Source organism: Arthrobacter sp. 01N444, assembly GCF_056399305.1.
The window spans coordinates 1-18,949 of the sequence record NZ_JBFTRB010000024.1 but is presented as its reverse complement, the minus strand read 5'-3'; the positions used below and the strand labels follow the sequence as shown (position 1 = coordinate 18,949).

Sequence of the window (18,949 nt, the reverse complement as noted above, 5' to 3'; positions counted from 1 at the left end):
GCAGTGGAGGCGCAGGGGCATGTCACGCAAATCGGTACACCCGGGGCATGCGCCCGGCCACGTTTTCCCTGGCTTCGATGACCAGTTCCTCGCGGCGTACTACGAGCACGCTGCGCCGGAGGACCTCCAAGGCTACAGTCCAGAAAACCTGGAGCAGCGCTCCAGGCACCATGCGGAACTAGCGGACGGCCGTCCGGCAGGCACGGCGGCCGTCGACATCCTGAACGAAAGCGACGCCAGCGTCCTGCTGGTGGTTGCCGACGCCATTCCGCACCTGATCCATTCGCTTACTGCGGAGCTGGCCCGCCAAAACGAGTCCATTCGGTTACTGGTGCATCCCAATTTTCTGGTGCGGCGGGATCCGCGGACTGATCGGTTGGTGGAAGTACGGCATGGGTCCTCGCAGTCCGGACCGACGGGCCCAATTGCTGGCGTCCCGGGCGCCGCAGCGGCCGGCACCGTTCAGGACCCGCCGGGGTGGAGATCCGAAACGTGGGTGGCGGCAGAGATAGGCCGCCTGCCGGGGTCACGGGCCATTGTGGAGCTCACCGCCAACGTGCGGCGTGTCCTGGCGGACGTCCAGTTGGTCGCGGATGACACCCCAGCCATCCACGCCCGTCTCGCCCGCACCATCAACTCCCTGGACCTGCTGCCCGCCGGCACGGTTCCGGCTCCGGCTCCGGAGCAGCTCGGTGAGCTTCTGGGCTGGCTGGACCGCGGCAACTTCATGTTTCTGGGATACAGCGAATATGAATACTCGACGGCGGAGGGCCCGGATGTTGTGTCGTTGCTGCCCGGCGCGGGGCTGGGCCTGCTCAGGGACGGGCGGCCGGAGGCCCGCCAGCCTGTTACGGGGCTGCCCCATTCGCAGGTCCTCACCATCTCCATTTCGGATCTGAGATCATCCGTCCCCCGCCCGGCCTACTTGGATGAAATCCTCGTCCGGACCTTCGGCAGCGCCGGGGAGGCCACGGGAGAAGTCAGGTTTGTGGGCCTTTTCGCCCCGGGTGCCACGGGCCGGTCCGTGCGGCGCATCCCGGTCATCCGGGACAAGGTACGCGCCATCCAGGAGCGCTTCGGCTTTACCGAGGCCTCCCACCCTGGCAAGCAGCTCCTCACGGTCCTCGAGTCCTTCCCCCTGGACGAGCTGTTCCACCGGGACCTGGATGAACTTTCCGGGCTTGCCCGAGAGATTCTGCGCCTGCAGGCCCACCACCAGACACGGGTGTTCCTGCGCGCTGACAGCTACGGGCGCTTCATGACCGCGCTGGTGTTCCTCCCCCGGCCCAGGTACAGCACGGCCGTCCGCCTCCGGATTGAACACGAGCTTAAACAGGCTTTCGGGTCCTCCTCGCTCGAGTTCGAAGTCAGGCTTAGTGAATCCCCGATGGCCCGCGTGTTCTTCCGGATACTGTTGCCCGCCGGCGGGATGCCCGACGTCGATCCCGCTGAAGTGGAGCGGAGCATTGTCAGCGCAACGCGGACCTGGGCCCAGGGCCTGGACGAAGCGCTCCGTGACAGGTTGCCGTCGGCGGAGGCCAGCCGGTTGTCGGCGCTGTGGTCCGCCGCCTTCCCGGCCAGCTACCGGGCTGATTTCGAGGTCGAGGACGCGGTCGAGGACATCAATACGTTCGAGCGGTTCGATCTCGACGGCACGGGCGGGCGACCGCTGAACGATCCTCAGCTGGCCGTTTATGTCCGCACCGACGCCTCCCCGACGCTGGCCGAAGACGCACGGATCCGGCTTTACCTGACCACCGCCCACAGCCTGACGCGGATCCTGCCGTTCTTCCACAACCTCGGACTGGAGGTGCTGAACCAACGGCCCTTCGATGTGGTGCGCGGGAGGGACCGGGCCTTGTTCCTCTATGACCTTGGCGTCCGCTACCCGGCCGGCGTGGATCCGTCCCGCACCAGCGGGCTGCTGGGGGATGCCTTCGGAGCTGCCATGCGTGGGGACTCAGAATCGGACCGCTTTGACGGCCTCGTCCTCCGGGAGGGCATCGAGTGGCGCCAGGCGGCAATCCTGCGCAGCTATGCCAAGTACCTGCAGCAATTGGGCACAACGACCTCCTACGGCTTCATGGCCGATACGCTGCTGGTCAATGTCCGGGCTACCCACGCGCTCCTGGCATTGTTCAGGGCCAAGTTCGATCCCGAGCTGGAGGCGGCACGCCGGTTCGGGGACACCGACGCGGCTCGGAGGGATCTGCTGGCCGCGATCGACGACATTCCCGTCCTCGACGCCGACCGGCTGTTGCGCACCTTCATGAACCTGGTGGAATCCACGCTCCGCACTAACTACTTCCAGGCGAAGCCCCACCTGAGTTTCAAACTGAACCCTTCCGCGATCGCGGGTGCCCCGCTTCCCCGTCCCAAATATGAAATCTGGGTGTACTCGCCCCGCGTGGAAGGCGTCCACCTGCGCTTCGGGGCACTGGCCCGGGGCGGGCTGCGCTGGTCCGACCGGAGCGAGGATTTCCGCACCGAGGTCCTTGGCCTGGTCAAGGCGCAGAACGTGAAGAACTCGGTGATAGTGCCAACCGGCGCCAAGGGCGGTTTCTATCCCAAACAGTTGCCGGACCCGGCCATGGACCGCGACGCCTGGCTGACGGAGGGCCTGGAATGCTACCGGACCTTCGTCCGCGGGCTGCTGGACATCACCGACAACCTGGTCACCACCGCCCACGGCGAAACAGTGGTGCCTCCGGCGCGAGTGGTGCGGCACGACGTCGACGACTATTACCTCGTGGTGGCGGCGGACAAGGGAACAGCGTCATTTTCCGACGCTGCGAACGCGGTGGCAGCGGAGTACGGCTTCTGGCTGGGCGATGCCTTCGCGTCCGGCGGGACCGTGGGCTATGACCATAAGCAGATGGGCATCACGGCCCGCGGGGCCTGGGAATCGGTGAAACAGCATTTCCGCGAACTCGGGATGGACTGCCAGGCAGAGGACTTCACAGTTGCCGGCATCGGCGATATGGGCGGCGACGTCTTTGGGAACGGGATGCTCCTCTCCCGCCACATCCGGCTGGTGGCGGCTTTCGATCACCGCCACATCTTTCTTGACCCGGCGCCGGATGCGGGGGCCTCGTTCGAGGAACGGCGGCGGCTCTTTGCCCTCCCCCGCTCATCTTGGGCGGACTACGATCCAGCACTGATCAGCGGGGGCGGTGGTGTCCATTCCCGCCGGGCCAAGTCCATCGGCATCACTGAACAGGTCAGGAGCTCTCTGGGCCTGGAGCCGGGCACCGTGTCCCTGCCGCCACACGCTCTGCTTCAGGCCATCCTCCGGGCGCCCGTGGACCTGCTGTACAACGGCGGCATCGGAACTTACATCAAGGCCTCATCAGAGGCCAACACCGGGGTTGGCGACAAGGCGAACGACCCCGTCAGGGTCAACGGCAATGAGGTGCGGGCGAAGATCATCGCCGAGGGCGGGAACCTCGGAATCACGCAGCTCGGGCGGATCGAGGCCGCCTTGGCAGGCGTCCTGCTCAATACCGACGCCATCGATAATTCAGCCGGCGTGGACTGCTCTGATCATGAAGTAAACATCAAGATCTTCGTGGACCGGATGATCGCGGCGGGAAAGATGCCGTCGCCGGAACGCGCCGGCTTCCTGCATTCCCTCACGGACGAGGTGGCCCGCCTTGTGCTGGCCAACAACGCGGACCAGAATGTCCTGCTCTTCAACGACCGGCACCTGGTGCGGGAATGGAGCCCGGGCTTCGAACGGACCATGGACTGGCTCGAGAACGCCACGGACCTTGACCGCAAGCTGGAGGGCCTGCCAAGCAACGAACAACTCAGGGAACGGCTGCGGTCAGGTGAGGGCCTGACCGCGCCGGAACTGTCGGTGCTGGCCGCCTACGCAAAGATCGAACTGGCAGCGGAGCTCACCGCCAGCGACCTTGCCGATGACCCGTGGTTCCGGCGCGTGCTCCGCGGCTATTTTCCACGCCAGCTGTCCGAACGCTTTGAAGCAGAGCTGGCGGACCACCCGCTGCGCCGCCAGATCGTGTGCACAGTGGTGGCCAACGACATGATCAATCTCGGCGGAATCACCTTCGCCTTCCGTGCCATCGAGGAAACCACTGCCACCGCCGCCGCCGTTGCCAGGGCCTTTGTGGTGGCGCGCGAGGCCTACGACCTGCCGTGGATCGTCACCCGGCTGGCCGCACTCCCCGCCGGATATCCCACCGAACACGTCGCCGAGGCGACGCTGCACATGCGCCGGATCCTCGACCGGGCCACGCGATGGTACGTGACGCATGACCATCGCGACCAGCCCGTGGCCGCGGCCGTGGACAGGATCATGCCCACCCTGGAACTGCTGCGGACCCGAACATTGGACTACCTCCGCGGCTCCGACCTGGACCGCGTGGAAGACAGACTCGCGCACTGGGCCGCCGTGGGGATGCCCCGGGAGCTGGGCCTGCGCGCCTCGGACCTGTTGGAGAGTTTCGGGTTGCTGGACATCTCCCTGATCTCCGAGCAGGTGCGCGAACCCATCCCCACTATTGCTGACCTGTACTACGCGGTGTTCCAGCGCATCGGCGCCGCGAACCTACTGCTCAGCATCACCGACCTGCCCCGGCAGAGCCGCTGGGAGTCTCTCGCGCGGGCAGCCCTGCGCGACGATGTGTATTCCGCCGTAGCCGACATGACCGTCTCGGTAATGGCGACAACCCAGGGCCTGAATGCCACCGACGCCGGCACGTCCGATGCCGTGGAGCGCATCGTGGCCTGGGAACGCGGGCACCAGGAGCAGCTGGCACGGATCAAGGACACCTTCGCGGAAGTGACCAAACCGGGCCAAGTGGATATCGCCTCGATCTCCGTGGCGCTGAAACTCCTGCGGACACTGGTGCGCCGCTAGGCTGTGGCCGTCGCCACGTCGACCCGGAAAGTCGAGCCGGAAGCCGCAACTGCACTGCCATCCGCCCACAGTTCTCGCGACGCTTACCGGCAGGAAACACAGCCGAAACCGCTGGTGCCTAGCCTTGGACTGCATAACACTTCGGCGAATCGAGGCAGTGATGCAGACCAACCCGCGGCTCAACATCCGTCAGGTCACTTGGGCGAACCCCGTCGGAGCGGACCTGAGGGCAGCCCAGCAGGCGGAACTCGAGGCCCGCTTCGGCCGGCCCGACCACGAACCCGGCCCGCCGCCGTCGGAAGCGGACACGGCGGTGTTCCTGGTGGCGCACGACAAAGCCTCGGGCCAGCCGGTGGGCTGCGGCGGCCTTCGCATGCTGGACGCCACCACCGCTGAAATCAAACGCCTCTACGTACTGCCCTACACCCGTGGCTCAGGAGTGGCGAGCTCCATCCTCGCGGCCCTCGAAGCCCACGCCCACGCGCTGGGAATCACCACCCTGACTGCGGAGGCCGGCTCGGTGCAGACCGACGGCCGGCAGTTCTACGAGAACTCGGGCTTCGTTTCCGTGCCGAACTTTGGGCCTTATGTCGGCCTGGTGCACTCGTACTGCTACGCGAAGCCGATCGATTCGCACAGCGCCGCGCACACCGCCATGGCGTGAGGCCGCGCGCCTCCCCGGGCCGGCTGCGTCACACAACGCCGCCGGTCACGGAGTCGGCTAACCTCGCACTATGGAATCGGCCGACATCACCTTCCGTACCCGCAAATGGGTGCGGCCCGAGGACCTCAACGCCAACGGCACCCTGTTCGGCGGGAGCCTGCTGAAGTGGATCGACGAGGAGGCGGCCATCTACGCCATCCTGCAGCTGGGCAACGGCCGGGCCGTCACCAAATACATCTCCGAAATCAACTTCGTCAGCTCCGCGGTCCAGGGCGACCTGATCGAAATGGGCCTGACCGCGACCCGTTTCGGCCGGACATCGCTGACCATGCGGGCCGAAGTCCGGAACATGATCACGCGCCGCAGCATCCTCACCATTGATGAGATCGTCTTCGTGAACCTGAGCCCGTCCGGTAAGCCAGAGCCGCACGGCTATACCGAGATCACCTACGACCGGGACCGGATTCCAACGCACCATCTGACCGAGACCCTGGACCAGGACTAGCCAAGCCCAGCAGCGCGTCCCGCACAGGCTGGCCCCGCTCCGCCAGGGCCAGCCGCATCACGGCCGACGACGCCCACCGCAACGCCTGCGTGCGGAGGTGGCGCGCACGGTTGTAGGCGCCCAGCGCCTCGTCCACGGGCCGGGTATTGAGCAGCGCCGCGAGGGTCACGGCATCGACCAGCGCCTCGCAGGCACCCCGGCCAAGGTTGGGTGTCATCGCGTGGGCGGCATCCCCGAGCAGTGCCACCCGGGCGCGGACATAGCTGCCAAGCGGCGGCGTCGTCCAGATCCGCTGCACCAGGGTTGTTTCCGGTTCCGCAGCGGCCAGGACGTCGCGGATGCCCGGGGCGTAGCCTGCGTAGCGGGCGCGGGTTTCCGCGAGGACCGCGGCGACGTCGAGGCTTCCGTGTCCCGCCCCGGAGCGGAACGCCGCGTACCAGTTGGTCCCGGCCGCCGCGGGACCAATCCCGAAGAGCTGCCCGCGGCCCCAGTATTCGCCCGTGTGCCCCCGCCACAGCGATCCGGGAACCACGCCGCGGACCGCGAGGTAGCGGGTGTACCGGGCACCGGAGCGGGCACCCCAGCAGCTGCGGCGCACCGCGCTGTGGACACCGTCAGCGCCCACCACGAGGCCGGCAGGACCGGGACGGACGACGTCGAGGCGGCCGGACACCCGGCGCACGCTGGCCGGGACTGCACCGTCGAGGAGCCGGACGAGATCAACCCGGGAGACGCCGATCAGCCCCGTCGCCTGCGCTGATGTCCATGCCCTGCCGGAGGCCGCCCGGACGGTCATGCCGTCGATCACCGGGCTGGCCTCCCTGACGGCGTCCAGGATGCCCAAATCGCCGAGGGCGCGCTGGGCCGCGGGCCACATGGCCAAGGATGTCCCCACGGTCGGGAGCCCGCACCGCTGTTCTGTGACCGTGACCTCGAAACGCGCGGGATCCAGCCGGGCTGCAAGAGCCAGCCCGGCGATGCCGCCGCCGATGATGGAAACAGCCTGCGGGCGGGGCCGATCATGCGGTTGTTCGGTCAGGTCCAGAAGTCGTCTGCCTTGGCCGTGTCCTCGAAGAACTCCCGCCCTTCCGCGATCTGTCCGTCGCGAACCACGAACGTGATGACGGTAGGCATGTCCAGGGTTTTGCCGTTGGCTTCCCCGTGGGTTTGCTGGATCGCGACCGTGTGGTTTTCCCCGCCGACGATGTCCTCGACGTTGGCTTGGAAGTGACCTTGGGTGCGCGCGCCCAGTTCACCGAAGTACGCCAGAATCGCGTCGCGGCCCTGTTTGGTTCCGGATAGCACGCCGCTTCCGGCAACGTGCCAGACTGCGTCCTCCGCGAACAGGTCGCTGAGGGTCGCCATATCCCCTGCGTTGAAGGCCGTGTAACCCCGCCGGACCAGTTCAACATTCTCTTCGGTTCCCATGATCGGACACCTCTCCATCGTCCTTGTCGGGTCGTGCTGGGACGGTTCAAGGCTAGTCCTGGCCCCGGTGCCTGTCGACGGAAAATATGAGCCCCGCCGGGCCGCCGGTCTAGCGGGCCCCCGGCCAGCCGGTGTAGGCCTCCGCGAGGTAGGCGCTGCCGTGGCGGGAGGACACCACGGACTGGAGCTCGCCAAGCTGGCGGGCGCGGGAGAAATCATCGGCGCCGGCCGGGGTGTGCAGCATGGAAGTCATCCAGTAGGAGAACTGCTGGGCCTTCCACACCCTGTTCAGGGCGCGGTCGCTGTAGGCGTCCAGGAGCGCGGCGGAGCCGGTGGCGTAGAAGCTGTCGAATCCCTCGAAGAGGACCTTGACGTCATGCAGCGCCAGGTTCAGGCCCTTGGCCCCGGTGGGCGGCACCGTGTGCGCGGCGTCCCCGGCGAGGAACAGGTTGCCGTGCCGCATGGGGGCGTGGACAAAGCTGCGGAATTTCAGGACCGTCTTGTCGATCACGGGCCCTTCCTTGACCTCGAAGCCGTTGCCGTTGACGCGGCTGCGGAAGGCGTCCCAGATGCGGTCCTCATCCCAGTTGTTGACGTCCTCGTTGGGGTCGCACTGGAAGTACATCCGCTGGACCGTCTCCGTGCGCTGGCTGATCAGGGCGAAGCCGTTCTCCGAGTTGGCGTAGATCAGCTCGTCGGAGCTGCGCGGCGCCTCGGCCAGGATGCCGAACCAGGCGAAGGGGTACTCGTGGAAGTACCACTTGCGGTGCGCCTCGGGAATCTGGAACCGGCAGTGGCTGCGCGAGCCGTCCGCGCCGGCGATGAAGTCGGCCTGGAGCTCGTACTCGACGCCGTCCGCGCCCGTGAACCAGACCTTGGGCTTGGCTTCGATGTCGTGGATGGTGGTGTCCGTGACGCCGTAGCGGACATCGCCGCCGTCGGCCTTCCGGCGTGCGGCGAGGTCCAGGAACACGTCCGTTTGCGGGTACAGCCACACCGATTCCCCGACGAGGTCCTGGAAGTCGATCCGGTGGCTTTCGCCGTTGAAACGCAGTTCGATTCCGTCGTGCCGGTCGCCGTCACGCAGCACGCGGTCGGAGACGCCGCTGTCGACGAGCATGTTAACCGAGCCGTGCTCAAGGATGCCGGCACGGACCGTCTCGGAGATCTCCTGGTGGCTGCGGATCTCCAGCACGGTGGATTCGATGCCGGCCTTGGCCAGCAGGTGGGACAGCATGAGTCCGGCCGGGCCGGCCCCGATGATGGCTACCTGGGTGGTGATGACTTTTCGCTGTGCCATGTGAGTCTCGCTTCGTTGCGGGGTCCGGGCGGTCGGGGCCGGGGCCGTTTTCGTCTTCCGGCTAACAGTGTGCTCCCCCGGGGGTGATGCGCGTTACATGGATTCCGCTGAATGGAATACTGGATTCTCGCGGGGCTCTCCCAGCCGCCGTCCGATCCCCCGCGCCGCCGTCTGGAGGGCGGGAACAAGCGCCTGCAGGCGCACCTCGCGAAGGGGAACAACGACGCCGAGGGCCGCCACAGCGTGCTTCCTGCGGTCCAGCACCGGAACCGCGATCCCCCACGTGTCAGGGTCCACGACGCCGGCCAGCTGGGCATAGCCCCGATGGGCGGCCTCGCCAAGGAGGGCGCGGAGATCCTCCAGTGCCAGCCGGCCGGTCGGATCACTGAATCCCTCGAGGTACTCGGCCTGGACGGGGCGGGGCTGGTTGGCCATGAGCACCAGCCCGGCGGAGGACACGTGCACGGGCATCCGGCCGGCCACCTGCGCCCGGTTGGCGACGGAGCCGCGGCGGGACAGCCGCTCCACAAAGAGCGCTTCCCGCCCGTCCAGCACCGCGAGGTTCACGTTTTGATGCAGCACCTGCTGGATGTCCTCCATGAAGGGCAGGGCTGCCTGGCGGAGTTCGAGCGTGGGGGAATTGCGGTTGGCGAGCTCCCAGAGCCGCAGGCCCAGGCTGACGGAGCCGCCGGGGCCGACGTCGAGCAGGCCATGCCCGGCCAACTGCCGGACGAGTCTGTGCGCGGTGGTCAGGGGGAGCTCCGCCCTCGCGGCAAGCTCCGAGAGCGGCAGCGCCGTGACGCCTTCAGGGAACGCGGCAATCAACCGCAGGACCCGGTCCACCACCGAGTCGCCGGAGTTCGAGTTGGCCACCATATCCCTTCCGTTGAATGGTTTTAAGTGTCCCATGCAACACGGCGCGGTGATACAACTCTCACAATGGAAAGAGGCCCCGCGAACGCCGGCCGGGGCACGGAATCACCTAAACACTAGCGCTGAGGTAACAATGTCAACGTCGTCATTGGACAAGTCGTCGTCATCGGGGGAGAAATCACGGTGGCCCGTGTGGCTCTGCTGGCTGGCCATGGTGCTGGACGGCTTTGACCTGGTGGTGCTCGGCACGGTCATCCCGACCCTCATCAAGTCGCAGGAACTTGGCTTCGACGCCGTTGGGGCGACGTTCGCCGCAACCGTCTCCCTGGTGGGTGTGGGGCTCGGCGCGCTCTTCATCGCCCCGCTCTCGGACCGCTTTGGCCGGCGGAACCTGCTGGTGGCCTGCGTGGCGTGGTTCTCCCTCTTTACGATCGCCGTCGTCTTCGCACCCAACGTTGCGTGGTTCAGCACGTTCCGGCTGCTGGCGGGCCTCGGCCTGGGCGCCTGCCTGCCCGCCGCGCTGGCGTACATGAACGACTACGCACCCGCCGGAACGGCCGGAAAGTCCACCACCCGGACCATGACCGGGTACCACGTCGGCGCCGTGGCCACCGCGTTCCTGGCCCTCATGGTCATTCCAAGCTGGCGGACCATGTTCGTGGCCGGCGGCCTGGCCGGCTTCGCCCTGGTCCCCTTCCTGTGGTTCAAGCTTCCGGAGACCCTCCCGCCGGTCCACCACATCCCTGCGGCCGCCAAGTCCCCGGCCGGCGCCTCCCCGGCCGGCAGCCAGGCCCGCGCGCAGGCCGCGGCGGCGCCCGCGGAAGAACGCGCCAGCTTCCGGGATTTGGGCCGAAAGCCCTACCCGCTGATAGCAGCCGGTGTGGCCGTGGCGTCCTTCATGGGGTTGCTGCTGGTCTACGGCCTGAACACCTGGCTGCCGCAGCTCATGGCCTCCGCCGGTTACAGCCTGAACGCCGGCCTCGCCTTGCTCCTGGTCCTGAACGTGGGCGCCGTGGTGGGCCTGCTGATCGCCGGCGTCCTGGCCGACCGGCACGGGACCAAGAAGATCGTCCTGCTCTGGTTTGGCCTCTCCGCCGTGTTCCTGGCCGCGCTCAGCATCCAGATCCAGAACGAAGTGGTGCTCTATGCCGCCGTCTTCGTCACCGGCGTGTTCGTCTTCAGCTCCCAGGTTCTGGTCTACGCCTGGGTCACCCAGCTCTTCCCCGTCCGCCTGCGCGGCACCGCCCTGGGCTTCGCCGCCGGCGTGGGCCGGCTGGGGGCAATTATGGGCCCGGCCGTCACCGGCGCGCTGGTGGCCGCCGGCATCGCCTACCCGTGGGGCTTCTATGTTTTCGCCGCCGCCGCGGTCCTGGCGGTCCTCGCCCTCGCCTTCGTCCCGCAGACCGTCCCGGCAGTGTCCCGCGCCGGCGCCAGCGTCGGGCACTCGTAGCCGTCAGGCGCGCCTAGGAGAAGCGCTCCGGGGTCCGCGCCTCGCGGCGGCCCCTGAGTTTGCGCCACGCGCCGGGCGCCAGCACGACGGCGATGCCGACGGCGGCGCCGATGATGGTCTCGACGATTCTGTCGCGGAGCAGGAGGCCGGGCGGCACGGGCGCCACGAGAAGCGTCGAGGTCAGGGCCAGCGGCGTGACGAAAACCTGCGCCAGCATGTACTGGCGCGCGATGAACATCTCGGCGCCGAACTGGCACGCGGCAATGACCAGCACCGTCTGCCAGGGCGTCGGCTGCAGGAGCAGGATGCCGGCGAGCAGCACCAGCCCCAGGGCTGTGCCCGCGATTCGCTGCAGGCCGCGGCTGACGCGGTGCCGGGTGGTGTGGCCCACCAGCGGAACGACGGCGGCCACCATCGCCCAGTAGTTGTGGCCAATGCCCAGCCATTCCCCGGCCAGGGTTCCCAGCGTTCCCGCCAGGCCTGCCGCCACGAGGTAACCCCAGCTTTCATGCCACGCGGCGCGTTTCTCCCGCGGAGTGAGGGCCGCCGGTCTCGGATTCACCCACGGGGTCCGGTGGCTCCGGGCCACCCGCGAGGACAGGCCGAGCAGCAGGGAGAAGGCCACCGTGACGACGGCCACCAGCATGGCCTGCCACAGCGGCGGCTGGTTGGGGATTGACGCGATGGCCGCGAACGCGAAGATATGGAACAGCGAACCGGAGGGGCGCAGGCGCCACCACGCGACAACCAGGGAGCAGCCCCACGCGATCACGGTGGTGGCCACCACGAGGACCCAGGTGGTGCCTGCCGCCGACAGCCCGGCCAGGGCGTCCACCCGCGCGGTGAGGGCGGCCAGGAACATCACCAGCAGCATCAGCCCGCCGCCGCGGACCTGCAGGGTCAGACGCCTGGCGTGCGGCTCGTTGCGGCCGTAGATGCCGGTGAAGGCGCCGAAGGAAGCGAAGATTGCCAGATCCAGGCGGTCCAGCAGCACCAGCGTGATCAGCGGAACAAAGACTCCCACGGCGCAGCGGAAGGCAACCTGGTGGTCCTTGTTGCCCGGCGCGATGGTGAACATCTCGGCGAACACCTTCACAGCGCCGGCCTCACAGCGAAAAAGCTCTTCATGGGCGGGTTCTCACGCATTTGTTCATGAGTTCAGGCGCCTTTCGTTACAGCCGGAGTGTTACGACGGCGGCGCTGGCATCCAAGAGGGAGTTTACGCCGGAACGGCGCGGCGGCGGCATCGGAATCCGTTGATCGGGATCGGCCGGCTGCACCGCGAAGTGGTAGCGTCTATCGGTTGAATCAAGCCCGCAACGCACACCGGAGGTTCCCCATGCTCAAAGGATTCAAGGATTTCATCCTGCGCGGCAACGTGATCGAACTGTCCATCGCCGTCGTGGTCGGCACCGCTTTCACCGCCCTGGTCAGCGCGTTCACCGCAAACATCGTCAACCCGATCCTGGCTGCCGCCGGCGGAGTCGAGACCCACGGCCTGGGCTTCTACGTCTGGCCTGGCAACGACAAGACCTTCGTCAACATCGGCGCCGTGGTGACGGCCTTCCTGACCTTCCTCATCACCGCCGCGGTGGTGTACTTCATTTTCGTGGCCCCCATGAACCGGATCAACCGAATGGTCAAGAACCGGCTCAAGGCAGCCGAGCCCGAGGAGAAACCGATCCCGGCCGACACCGCGCTGCTGGCCGAGATCCGCGACCTGCTGGCCAATCTGGCCGGCCCGGACTCCGCCGCCACCCGCGCCCGCGTCGGGGAACACCCGGACGGGGAACACCGGGACGGGGAGTACCCAGACGGGAAGGCACACTCGTCCGAGCCGGCCGGAACCGCAAGCCGAACTCACGTCTGACCCGTCCTTGCCGGGCCCTCTGGCGGGCGGCCGGACCGGAGTGCTTTGATGTAGGGGCCCCGCCGCGCGAGCTTGGCTGCCAAGGAGGAACACCATGCCGGACCTTAGTTGGAACCACGAGCTGGTGGACCAACTGGACTGGCATTTTGCCAATCAGGCCCGGCCGCGGCTGGAGGGGTTGACTGACCACGAGTACTTTTGGGAGCCGGTACCGGGCTGGAATGTCCGCCGCAAAGACGCCTCAACACCCCCGGCCGCGCCGGGTTCGGGCGAATTCACCATAGATTTCAGCTACCCGGAGCCCGTTCCTGCTCCGGTGACAACCATTGCGTGGCGCCTGTGCCACATTCTGGTCGGCGTCCTCGGCGCACGCACGGCATCGCACTTTGGCGGCCCACCGGTGGACTACCAGAGCTTCGCCTACCCCGGCACCGCGGCCGGGGCGCTGGCCCAGCTGGACGCCTACTACGGCCGGTGGATCCACGGCGTGAAGGGCCTCCACGAATCGGGTTTGGCGGCACCCTGCGGGCCGGCCGAAGGCCCGTACGCCGATGCCCCCATGGCAGCACTGATCCTGCACATCAACCGTGAGATGATCCACCACCTGGCCGAGGTCGCCCTGCTCCGCGACCTTTACGCCCACCGCCACCTGCTCCTGCGCGGCCCGGAGGGTGGACCGGGCCTGTAACAGCACGATCACCTGGCCTGGCCCGGTCCCGGTCCCGGCGCGAAACCGTCACCCGGCGGCAACCGTGCCGAAACAGCCGGCCGGGATCATGGGAGCATGACGCGCACCTCCGCAGGCAAAAACCCTGCCAAAACCACCGGCAAAGCCCAGTCCCCGGCCACCTCCGAGTTGAGCTGCGAAGTGTGCGGCCAGATGCCCGAACCGACCAAGGCACGGCTGACCCTGGCCAATGTCGCCGTGATGCTCCCGATCGAACTGCTGGTGCACGCGGCGGTGGTGGAAACCCACCTGCCCTACGTTGCCAAGGTCCTGGTGCTGACCCTGACCGCGACCATCCTGGTGATCTGGGTGGCCGAGCCCTCGGCGGCCCGGATGCTCAGGGGCTGGCTGCATGCCCCGGCCCTGCGGCACCGCAAACGGCTCGACGCCGCACCCGCCCTGTGGCGGGCGCGGACCGTCCTGAAAGACAAGCCCGGGTCGCTGCAGAAACTGACGCAGGCCCTGGCCGCGCTGAACACGAACATCCTCAGCATTCATGTTCACCCCGTGGCCGGCGGTGTGCTGGACGAGTTTGTGCTCTCGGCCCCGGGCGAAGTCCGCGAAGCCGAGCTGCTCCGGGCGCTGCGGGCCGGCGGCGGAGCGGACCCGCACGTCTGGCCGACCACCGCCCTGGCCATGGCCGACGGGCAAACCGGCGCACTGAGCCTGGCCGCCCGGATCGCCGCCAGCCCGGAGGAGCTGCCGCTGGCTGTCGCGGAACTGCTGCGGGCACGGATCATCCCCGGACCGGCCGCCGGCAACACCGAGGGCCCACCCCAGACGGGCGGTGACGGGACGGTCCTGAAAATCCCTACGGCGTGGCACGGGCCCATCACGTTTTCCCGGCCCGGCGAGCCGTTTACGCCTGCCGAATCCGCCCGCGCGCACCGTTTGGCCGAACTCGCGGAGATCCTGGCGCACCGGCCGGCGGCGCGTTAGCCGGCACGGCCGGCCGGTGGCCCGGCTGGCCGGTGAAATAGCCGGCCGGTGGTTGGCGCGGGGTCAGATGCCTGTCATCCGGATGGTGAGGGCATCCTGCTCGACCGTGACCTTGAGGTGCTTGGCCTTGCCGAGCGGGTCGCCGTCGAGCTGGAATTCCTGCTCGTGGGCGAGTTCGATCTCGGCTGACTTTCCAGCGAAGTATTCCACCGACGCGTTCTTGGCGTTCCTCCGGCCGAAGACGCCGGCCAGCACATCCAGCCAGCCGAACCGGCCGATGGGGGCCAAAATCACGACGTCCAGGATGCCGTCGTCGATCTTGGCGTCGGGAAAGATCTCCACGCCCCCCATGATCTTGCCGCAGTTACCCACCATCACGCTGCGGATGCGGCGCCGTACCGGGTGCTCGCCGTCCATGCTGATTTTCGCCCTGATGGGCTTGCCCGGCAGGTGCCGGATGCCCGCCTCAACGTACGCGAGCCAGCCCACGCGGTCCTTGAGTTCGTCGACGGTGTTGGCCATGATCGCAGCGTCGTAGCCAAGTCCGGCCATCACCAGGAAGGTGGATTCCGTCTCGGCGTGGTCCAGCGTGGCTTTCACTACGTCCACCTTGGTGTCCGTGCCGCTCAGGACGTCGTAGCTGGCCGCCACGGGGTCGGTGATGTCGATGCCGAGATTGCGGGCCAGCAAGTTCCCGGTCCCCAGGGGCACCAGGCCCATCGGCGTTCCGGTGCCTGCGAGGACTTCCGCCACGCAGCGGACCGTTCCGTCGCCGCCTGCGGCGATTACGACGTCGACTCCGGCCTCCAGCGCCTCGCGGGCCTGGCCCAGCCCGGTGTCCTCCTTCGTGGTTTCCAGCCACAGTGGCTCCGCCCAGCCCTGGGTCTCGCACAGGCGGAAGAAGGAGGCGCGGAAGCTCTCACCGGGAGACTTCATGGGGTTGATAACCACGGCGGCGCGCCGGGACGCTGTATTGTCCGCGGTTTCCAGGGTCTCCGACGTCGCGGTGCTGTTCTCTGTCATGGCGTCCTTAGGGGCAATTCGGCGGAGGGTTCCCGAACTAAAATCCTAGCCGCAGTGCCCGCGTAACCTGCGCAGGGCTGGCGCGAATCGTGGACGTGCGCTCCGCAGGCTCACTAGACTGGACTTCGTGATGTGCCGGAGGCTGCGCTCCGGACGCCGAAAGCGGGGGCAGATGACTGAAACAGAGAATTACTCAGCGACGGCAGAATCATCCAGCGTCGATCCGCACGACTGGGGCCGGGCGATGGCACTGGCGCTCACACGGCTGGCCGAGCAGATCGCGCCCGGAGGCAGCGAAGACATCCATGCCTTGCTGGTGGGCAGGGACCTGCACTTGAAAATCGGTGACGAACCCGGTGGCGTGACGATCACGGTTTCGACAGAGCCCATCCCGGATCCCGCTGCCTGACGGTTCTCTTCCCAGGACGTACCCCTTCCCGGACGTACTTCTTTCCAGACGTACCCCTTCCCAGACGTCTGAAACGCGGTTCACCGGCCCGAGGTCAGGTCCTCGGAGATAATTTCCGCCGTGGCCAGCGCCGCCTCACGCACGGCCTTGAGGTAGGCGTCCGGTTCGGGCTGCGCGGATACCGTCTGGGCCTGCAGCGAGACGTTGATGGCCGCCACGACTTTCGGCCCGTCGTGGACGGGCGCCGCGATGGACATCAGGCCCAGCTCCAGCTCCTGGTTCAGCAGGCACCAGCCCTGGGCGCGAACAGTATCCAGTTCCGCCAGGAGGGCGGCCCGCGTTCCGATGGCTCCGGGAGTCAGGGGCCGGATCTCGGCGGCCGCGAGGTACTCTTCCAGCTTCGCCGTTGGGAGGGCCGCGAGCAGCACCCTGCCCATGGACGTGGCGTAGGCGGGGAAGCGGGTGCCCACCGTGATGCCGACCGTCATGATCCGCCGGGTGGACACCCGGGCGATGTAGGCGATGTCGGTGCCTTCGAGCACCGCGGCCGACGTCGACTCCCCCAGTTCGAGGGAGAGCTCTTCCAGATGCGGCTGGGCGAGCTGCGGCAGGGAGAGCCCGGACAGGTAGGCGTAGCCGAGCTGCAGCACTTTGGCAGTCAGGGCGAAGATCTTGCCGTCCGTGCGGACATAGCCCAGCTCCGCGAGCGTGTGCAGGAACCGCCGGGCGGTGGCCCGGGTCAGCTCGGTCCGGGCCGCCACCTCGGTCAGCGTCATCTTGGGGTGTTCCGTGTCGAAGGCACGGATCACGGCGAGCCCGCGCGCCAGCGACTGCACGTACTGGTCGCTGGCCGCGGGCGCGCCGCCGCTCTTGGCTGGCTCAGTCATTTTCCGCCTCTCGGTCCCGCATCACTTTAGCGGTGCCCACAGCTTGTCCGGCCGCAGGCCTGTCAGCTTGGGTCCGCCGCCCGGAGCGGCATCGGGACCATGGCCTGGAGTTCCTCGAGCGTGCAGCCGAAGGTCTCCCGCACCTGGACGCCGTCGGGTCCGGTCAGGAAGACGGCCTTGTCGGTGTAGACGCGGGTCACGCAGCCGATCCCGGTGAGCGGATACGTGCAGGTCTCCACGAGTTTGGACGCGCCGTCGCGGGTCAGGAGCGTCATCATGACGAAGACGTCCTTGGCGCCGGTGGCAAGGTCCATGGCGCCGCCGACGGCGGGGATCGCGTCCGGGGCCCCGGTGTGCCAGTTGGCGAGGTCGCCGGTGGCGGAAACCTGGAAGGCGCCCAGGACGCAGATGTCCAGGTGTCCGCCGCGCATGATGGCGAACGAGTCAGCGTGGTGGAAGTAGGACGCCCCCGGCAGCTCGGTCACTGGGATCTTCCCTGCGTTGATGAGGTCGCCGTCGATCTGGTCCCCGGTGGCCTCCGGGCCCATGCCGAGCATGCCGTTCTCGGTGTGGAGCGTGATGTTCTGCTCCGGCTCGAGGTAGTTCGAGACCAGGGTGGGCTGGCCGATGCCGAGGTTCACGAACGATCCGGGGACGATGTCGCGGGCCACGAGGCGGGCGAGATCGTCACGGCCCAGCGGCTTGCCGGACGTCTGGAGATCAGCCTGGTTGCCGGTCCGCAGACTCTGGTCATTGGTTGGGATGCTCATCTCAGGCCACCTTCACAATGCTGTTGACGTAGATGCCGGGGGTCACGATGTTTTCCGGGTCCAGTCCGCCGGTCGGGACGATCCCGGACACCTGGGCGATGGTGTGTTTCGCGGCGGCGGCCATGATGGGGCCGAAGTTCCGCGCGGTTTTACGGTAGACCAGATTGCCCCGGCCGTCCGCCGTGAGGGCCTTGATCAGGGCGACGTCGGCGTGGATGGGGGTCTCGAACACCTGCCACTTGCCGTCCAGGAAGCGGGTTTCCTTGCCTTCGGCGAGCATGGTGCCGTAGCCGGTGGGCGTGAAGAAACCGCCGATCCCGGCGCCGGCGGCACGGATCCGCTCGGCGAGGTTTCCCTGCGGGACCAGTTCGAGCTCAACCTCGCCGGCGCGGTACTTCGCGTCGAAATGCCAGGAGTCGGACTGCCGCGGGAAGGAGCAGATCATCTTCTTCACCCGGCCTTCCTTGATCAGCAGCGCCAGGCCCTGGTCGCCCTGGCCGGCGTTGTTGTTCACCACGGTCAGGCCGGTGGCGCCGCACTCCAGCAGCGCGTCGATGAGCTCGAACGGCTGCCCGGCGTTGCCGAAGCCGCCGATCATCACGGTGGAGCCATCCTTGATGCCGGCGACGGCCTCGCCGACGGTGTCGATGAAATTCAGCATCTCTCTTTGCCCTGTCCTCTATGCCGCATCGCGGGAAGTTACGTTTTCGAGCACGACGGCGAGGCCCTGGCCGACGCCGATGCAGATCGCGGCGACGCCCCAGCGCTGCCCGGAGGCCTGCAGTGAACGGGCCAGGGTGCCCAGGATCCGCCCGCCGGAGGCGCCGAGCGGGTGGCCCATGGCGATCGCGCCGCCGTGCCGGTTCACGATTCCCGCGTCGATGCCCCAGGCGTTGATGCAGGCCAGGGACTGCGCGGCGAACGCCTCGTTCAGTTCGACGGCACCGACCTGGTCCCAGCCGATCCCGGCCTTGGCGAGGGCCTTGTTCGCGGCCTCGACCGGGGCGTAGCCGAAGTACTGCGGGTCGTTGGCGTGCGCGCCGCGCCCGGCGATCCGGGCCACAGGCTCCAGACCCAGGATCCCGGCGGCCTTTTCACTGCCCAGCCACGCCGCGGACGCGCCGTCGGAGAGCGGGGACGCGTTCCCGGCCGTGACGGTGCCGTTCCCGGTCCGGAACACGGTCTTGAGCCCGGCGAGCTTCTCCGCCGAGGACCCGGGACG

18 protein-coding genes are annotated in these 18,949 nt (G+C 67.8%); 8 read left to right on the top strand and 10 right to left on the bottom strand.

All coding sequences use genetic code 11. The features are described from left to right. The first annotated feature begins 19 nt into the window (after positions 1 to 19). The 3 genes from AC1DKN_RS19880 to AC1DKN_RS19870 all read left to right on the top strand — a co-directional run bounded on the left by AC1DKN_RS19880 (position 20) and on the right by AC1DKN_RS19870 (position 6,051). Positions 20 to 4,882: an NAD-glutamate dehydrogenase gene (locus AC1DKN_RS19880; RefSeq protein ID WP_476872277.1), complete on the top strand. Its 4,863-nt coding sequence runs from the start codon at positions 20 to 22 to the stop codon at positions 4,880 to 4,882. Positions 4,883 to 5,042: 160 nt separating this feature from the next. Next, positions 5,043 to 5,546, top strand: coding sequence for a GNAT family N-acetyltransferase (locus AC1DKN_RS19875; RefSeq protein WP_043436378.1), 504 nt, complete (start codon positions 5,043 to 5,045; stop codon positions 5,544 to 5,546). A 70-nt stretch (positions 5,547 to 5,616) separates the two neighbouring features. Then, a complete protein-coding gene (locus AC1DKN_RS19870) occupies positions 5,617 to 6,051 on the top strand; it encodes an acyl-CoA thioesterase (protein ID WP_079555099.1) in 435 nt (144 codons plus the stop codon). Here the strand turns inward: AC1DKN_RS19870 and AC1DKN_RS19865 are convergent. The 4 genes from AC1DKN_RS19865 to AC1DKN_RS19850 form a co-directional block, all read right to left on the bottom strand. Beyond that, the gene (locus AC1DKN_RS19865; RefSeq protein ID WP_230008144.1) at positions 5,990 to 7,042 is read right to left on the bottom strand and encodes an FAD-dependent monooxygenase; all 1,053 of its coding nucleotides are present in this window, start codon (positions 7,040 to 7,042) and stop codon (positions 5,990 to 5,992) included. The genes AC1DKN_RS19870 and AC1DKN_RS19865 overlap by 62 nt on opposite strands. Positions 7,043 to 7,086: 44 nt before the next feature. Then, the gene (locus tag AC1DKN_RS19860) at positions 7,087 to 7,479 is read right to left on the bottom strand and encodes a nuclear transport factor 2 family protein (RefSeq protein WP_230008143.1); all 393 of its coding nucleotides are present in this window, start codon (positions 7,477 to 7,479) and stop codon (positions 7,087 to 7,089) included. Positions 7,480 to 7,588: 109 nt separating this feature from the next. Further along, on the bottom strand, positions 7,589 to 8,779 hold the full coding sequence (locus AC1DKN_RS19855) for a 4-hydroxybenzoate 3-monooxygenase (RefSeq protein ID WP_476872276.1): 1,191 nt from the start codon (positions 8,777 to 8,779) through the stop codon (positions 7,589 to 7,591). A 93-nt stretch (positions 8,780 to 8,872) separates the two neighbouring features. Beyond that, the gene (locus tag AC1DKN_RS19850) at positions 8,873 to 9,652 is read right to left on the bottom strand and encodes an IclR family transcriptional regulator (protein ID WP_476872301.1); all 780 of its coding nucleotides are present in this window, start codon (positions 9,650 to 9,652) and stop codon (positions 8,873 to 8,875) included. A 133-nt stretch (positions 9,653 to 9,785) separates the two neighbouring features. On the opposite strand from AC1DKN_RS19850, the gene AC1DKN_RS19845 reads away from it, so the two are divergent. Next, positions 9,786 to 11,102 carry an MFS transporter gene (locus tag AC1DKN_RS19845; protein WP_476872275.1) on the top strand — a complete coding sequence of 439 codons (1,317 nt, stop codon included), beginning with the start codon at positions 9,786 to 9,788 and terminating at the stop codon, positions 11,100 to 11,102. Positions 11,103 to 11,115: 13 nt separating this feature from the next. On the opposite strand, the gene AC1DKN_RS19840 is transcribed toward AC1DKN_RS19845, so the two are convergent. Continuing rightward, positions 11,116 to 12,198: an FUSC family protein gene (locus tag AC1DKN_RS19840; protein ID WP_476872274.1), complete on the bottom strand. Its 1,083-nt coding sequence runs from the start codon at positions 12,196 to 12,198 to the stop codon at positions 11,116 to 11,118. Between the two features lie 243 nt (positions 12,199 to 12,441). Between AC1DKN_RS19840 and mscL the strand changes: the two genes are divergently transcribed. The 3 genes from mscL (at position 12,442) to AC1DKN_RS19825 (ending at position 14,638) form a co-directional block, all read left to right on the top strand. Then, a complete protein-coding gene (gene mscL, locus AC1DKN_RS19835) occupies positions 12,442 to 12,972 on the top strand; it encodes a large conductance mechanosensitive channel protein MscL (RefSeq protein ID WP_476857685.1) in 531 nt (176 codons plus the stop codon). Positions 12,973 to 13,066: 94 nt separating this feature from the next. Next, on the top strand, positions 13,067 to 13,660 hold the full coding sequence (locus tag AC1DKN_RS19830) for a DinB family protein (protein WP_476872273.1): 594 nt from the start codon (positions 13,067 to 13,069) through the stop codon (positions 13,658 to 13,660). Between the two features lie 96 nt (positions 13,661 to 13,756). After that, positions 13,757 to 14,638, top strand: a complete 882-nt coding sequence (locus AC1DKN_RS19825; protein ID WP_476851422.1) for an ACT domain-containing protein — start codon at positions 13,757 to 13,759, stop codon at positions 14,636 to 14,638. Between the two features lie 63 nt (positions 14,639 to 14,701). Here the strand turns inward: AC1DKN_RS19825 and AC1DKN_RS19820 are convergent, their stop codons facing one another. Further along, positions 14,702 to 15,661: a diacylglycerol/lipid kinase family protein gene (locus tag AC1DKN_RS19820; protein WP_476851421.1), complete on the bottom strand. Its 960-nt coding sequence runs from the start codon at positions 15,659 to 15,661 to the stop codon at positions 14,702 to 14,704. Positions 15,662 to 15,833: 172 nt separating this feature from the next. Here AC1DKN_RS19820 and AC1DKN_RS19815 point away from each other — a divergent pair, with 172 nt between their 5' ends. Next, entirely contained in the window at positions 15,834 to 16,070 is a 237-nt protein-coding gene (locus AC1DKN_RS19815) for a hypothetical protein (RefSeq protein WP_476851420.1), read from the top strand. A gap of 80 nt (positions 16,071 to 16,150) precedes the next feature. Here the strand turns inward: AC1DKN_RS19815 and AC1DKN_RS19810 are convergent, their stop codons facing one another. From AC1DKN_RS19810 to AC1DKN_RS19795, 4 genes are all read right to left on the bottom strand, one after another. Next, on the bottom strand, positions 16,151 to 16,957 hold the full coding sequence (locus tag AC1DKN_RS19810) for an IclR family transcriptional regulator domain-containing protein (protein WP_476872272.1): 807 nt from the start codon (positions 16,955 to 16,957) through the stop codon (positions 16,151 to 16,153). 62 nt (positions 16,958 to 17,019) lie between these two features. Then, complete coding sequence (locus AC1DKN_RS19805) at positions 17,020 to 17,727, bottom strand: 3-oxoacid CoA-transferase subunit B (RefSeq protein ID WP_476872271.1); 708 nt, start codon at positions 17,725 to 17,727, stop codon at positions 17,020 to 17,022. Position 17,728: 1 nt separating this feature from the next. Further along, a complete protein-coding gene (locus AC1DKN_RS19800) occupies positions 17,729 to 18,388 on the bottom strand; it encodes a 3-oxoacid CoA-transferase subunit A (protein ID WP_229993600.1) in 660 nt (219 codons plus the stop codon). Between the two features lie 18 nt (positions 18,389 to 18,406). Next, on the bottom strand, positions 18,407 to 18,949 hold a 543-nt coding region (locus AC1DKN_RS19795), incomplete at its 5' end, for a thiolase family protein (RefSeq protein ID WP_476872270.1).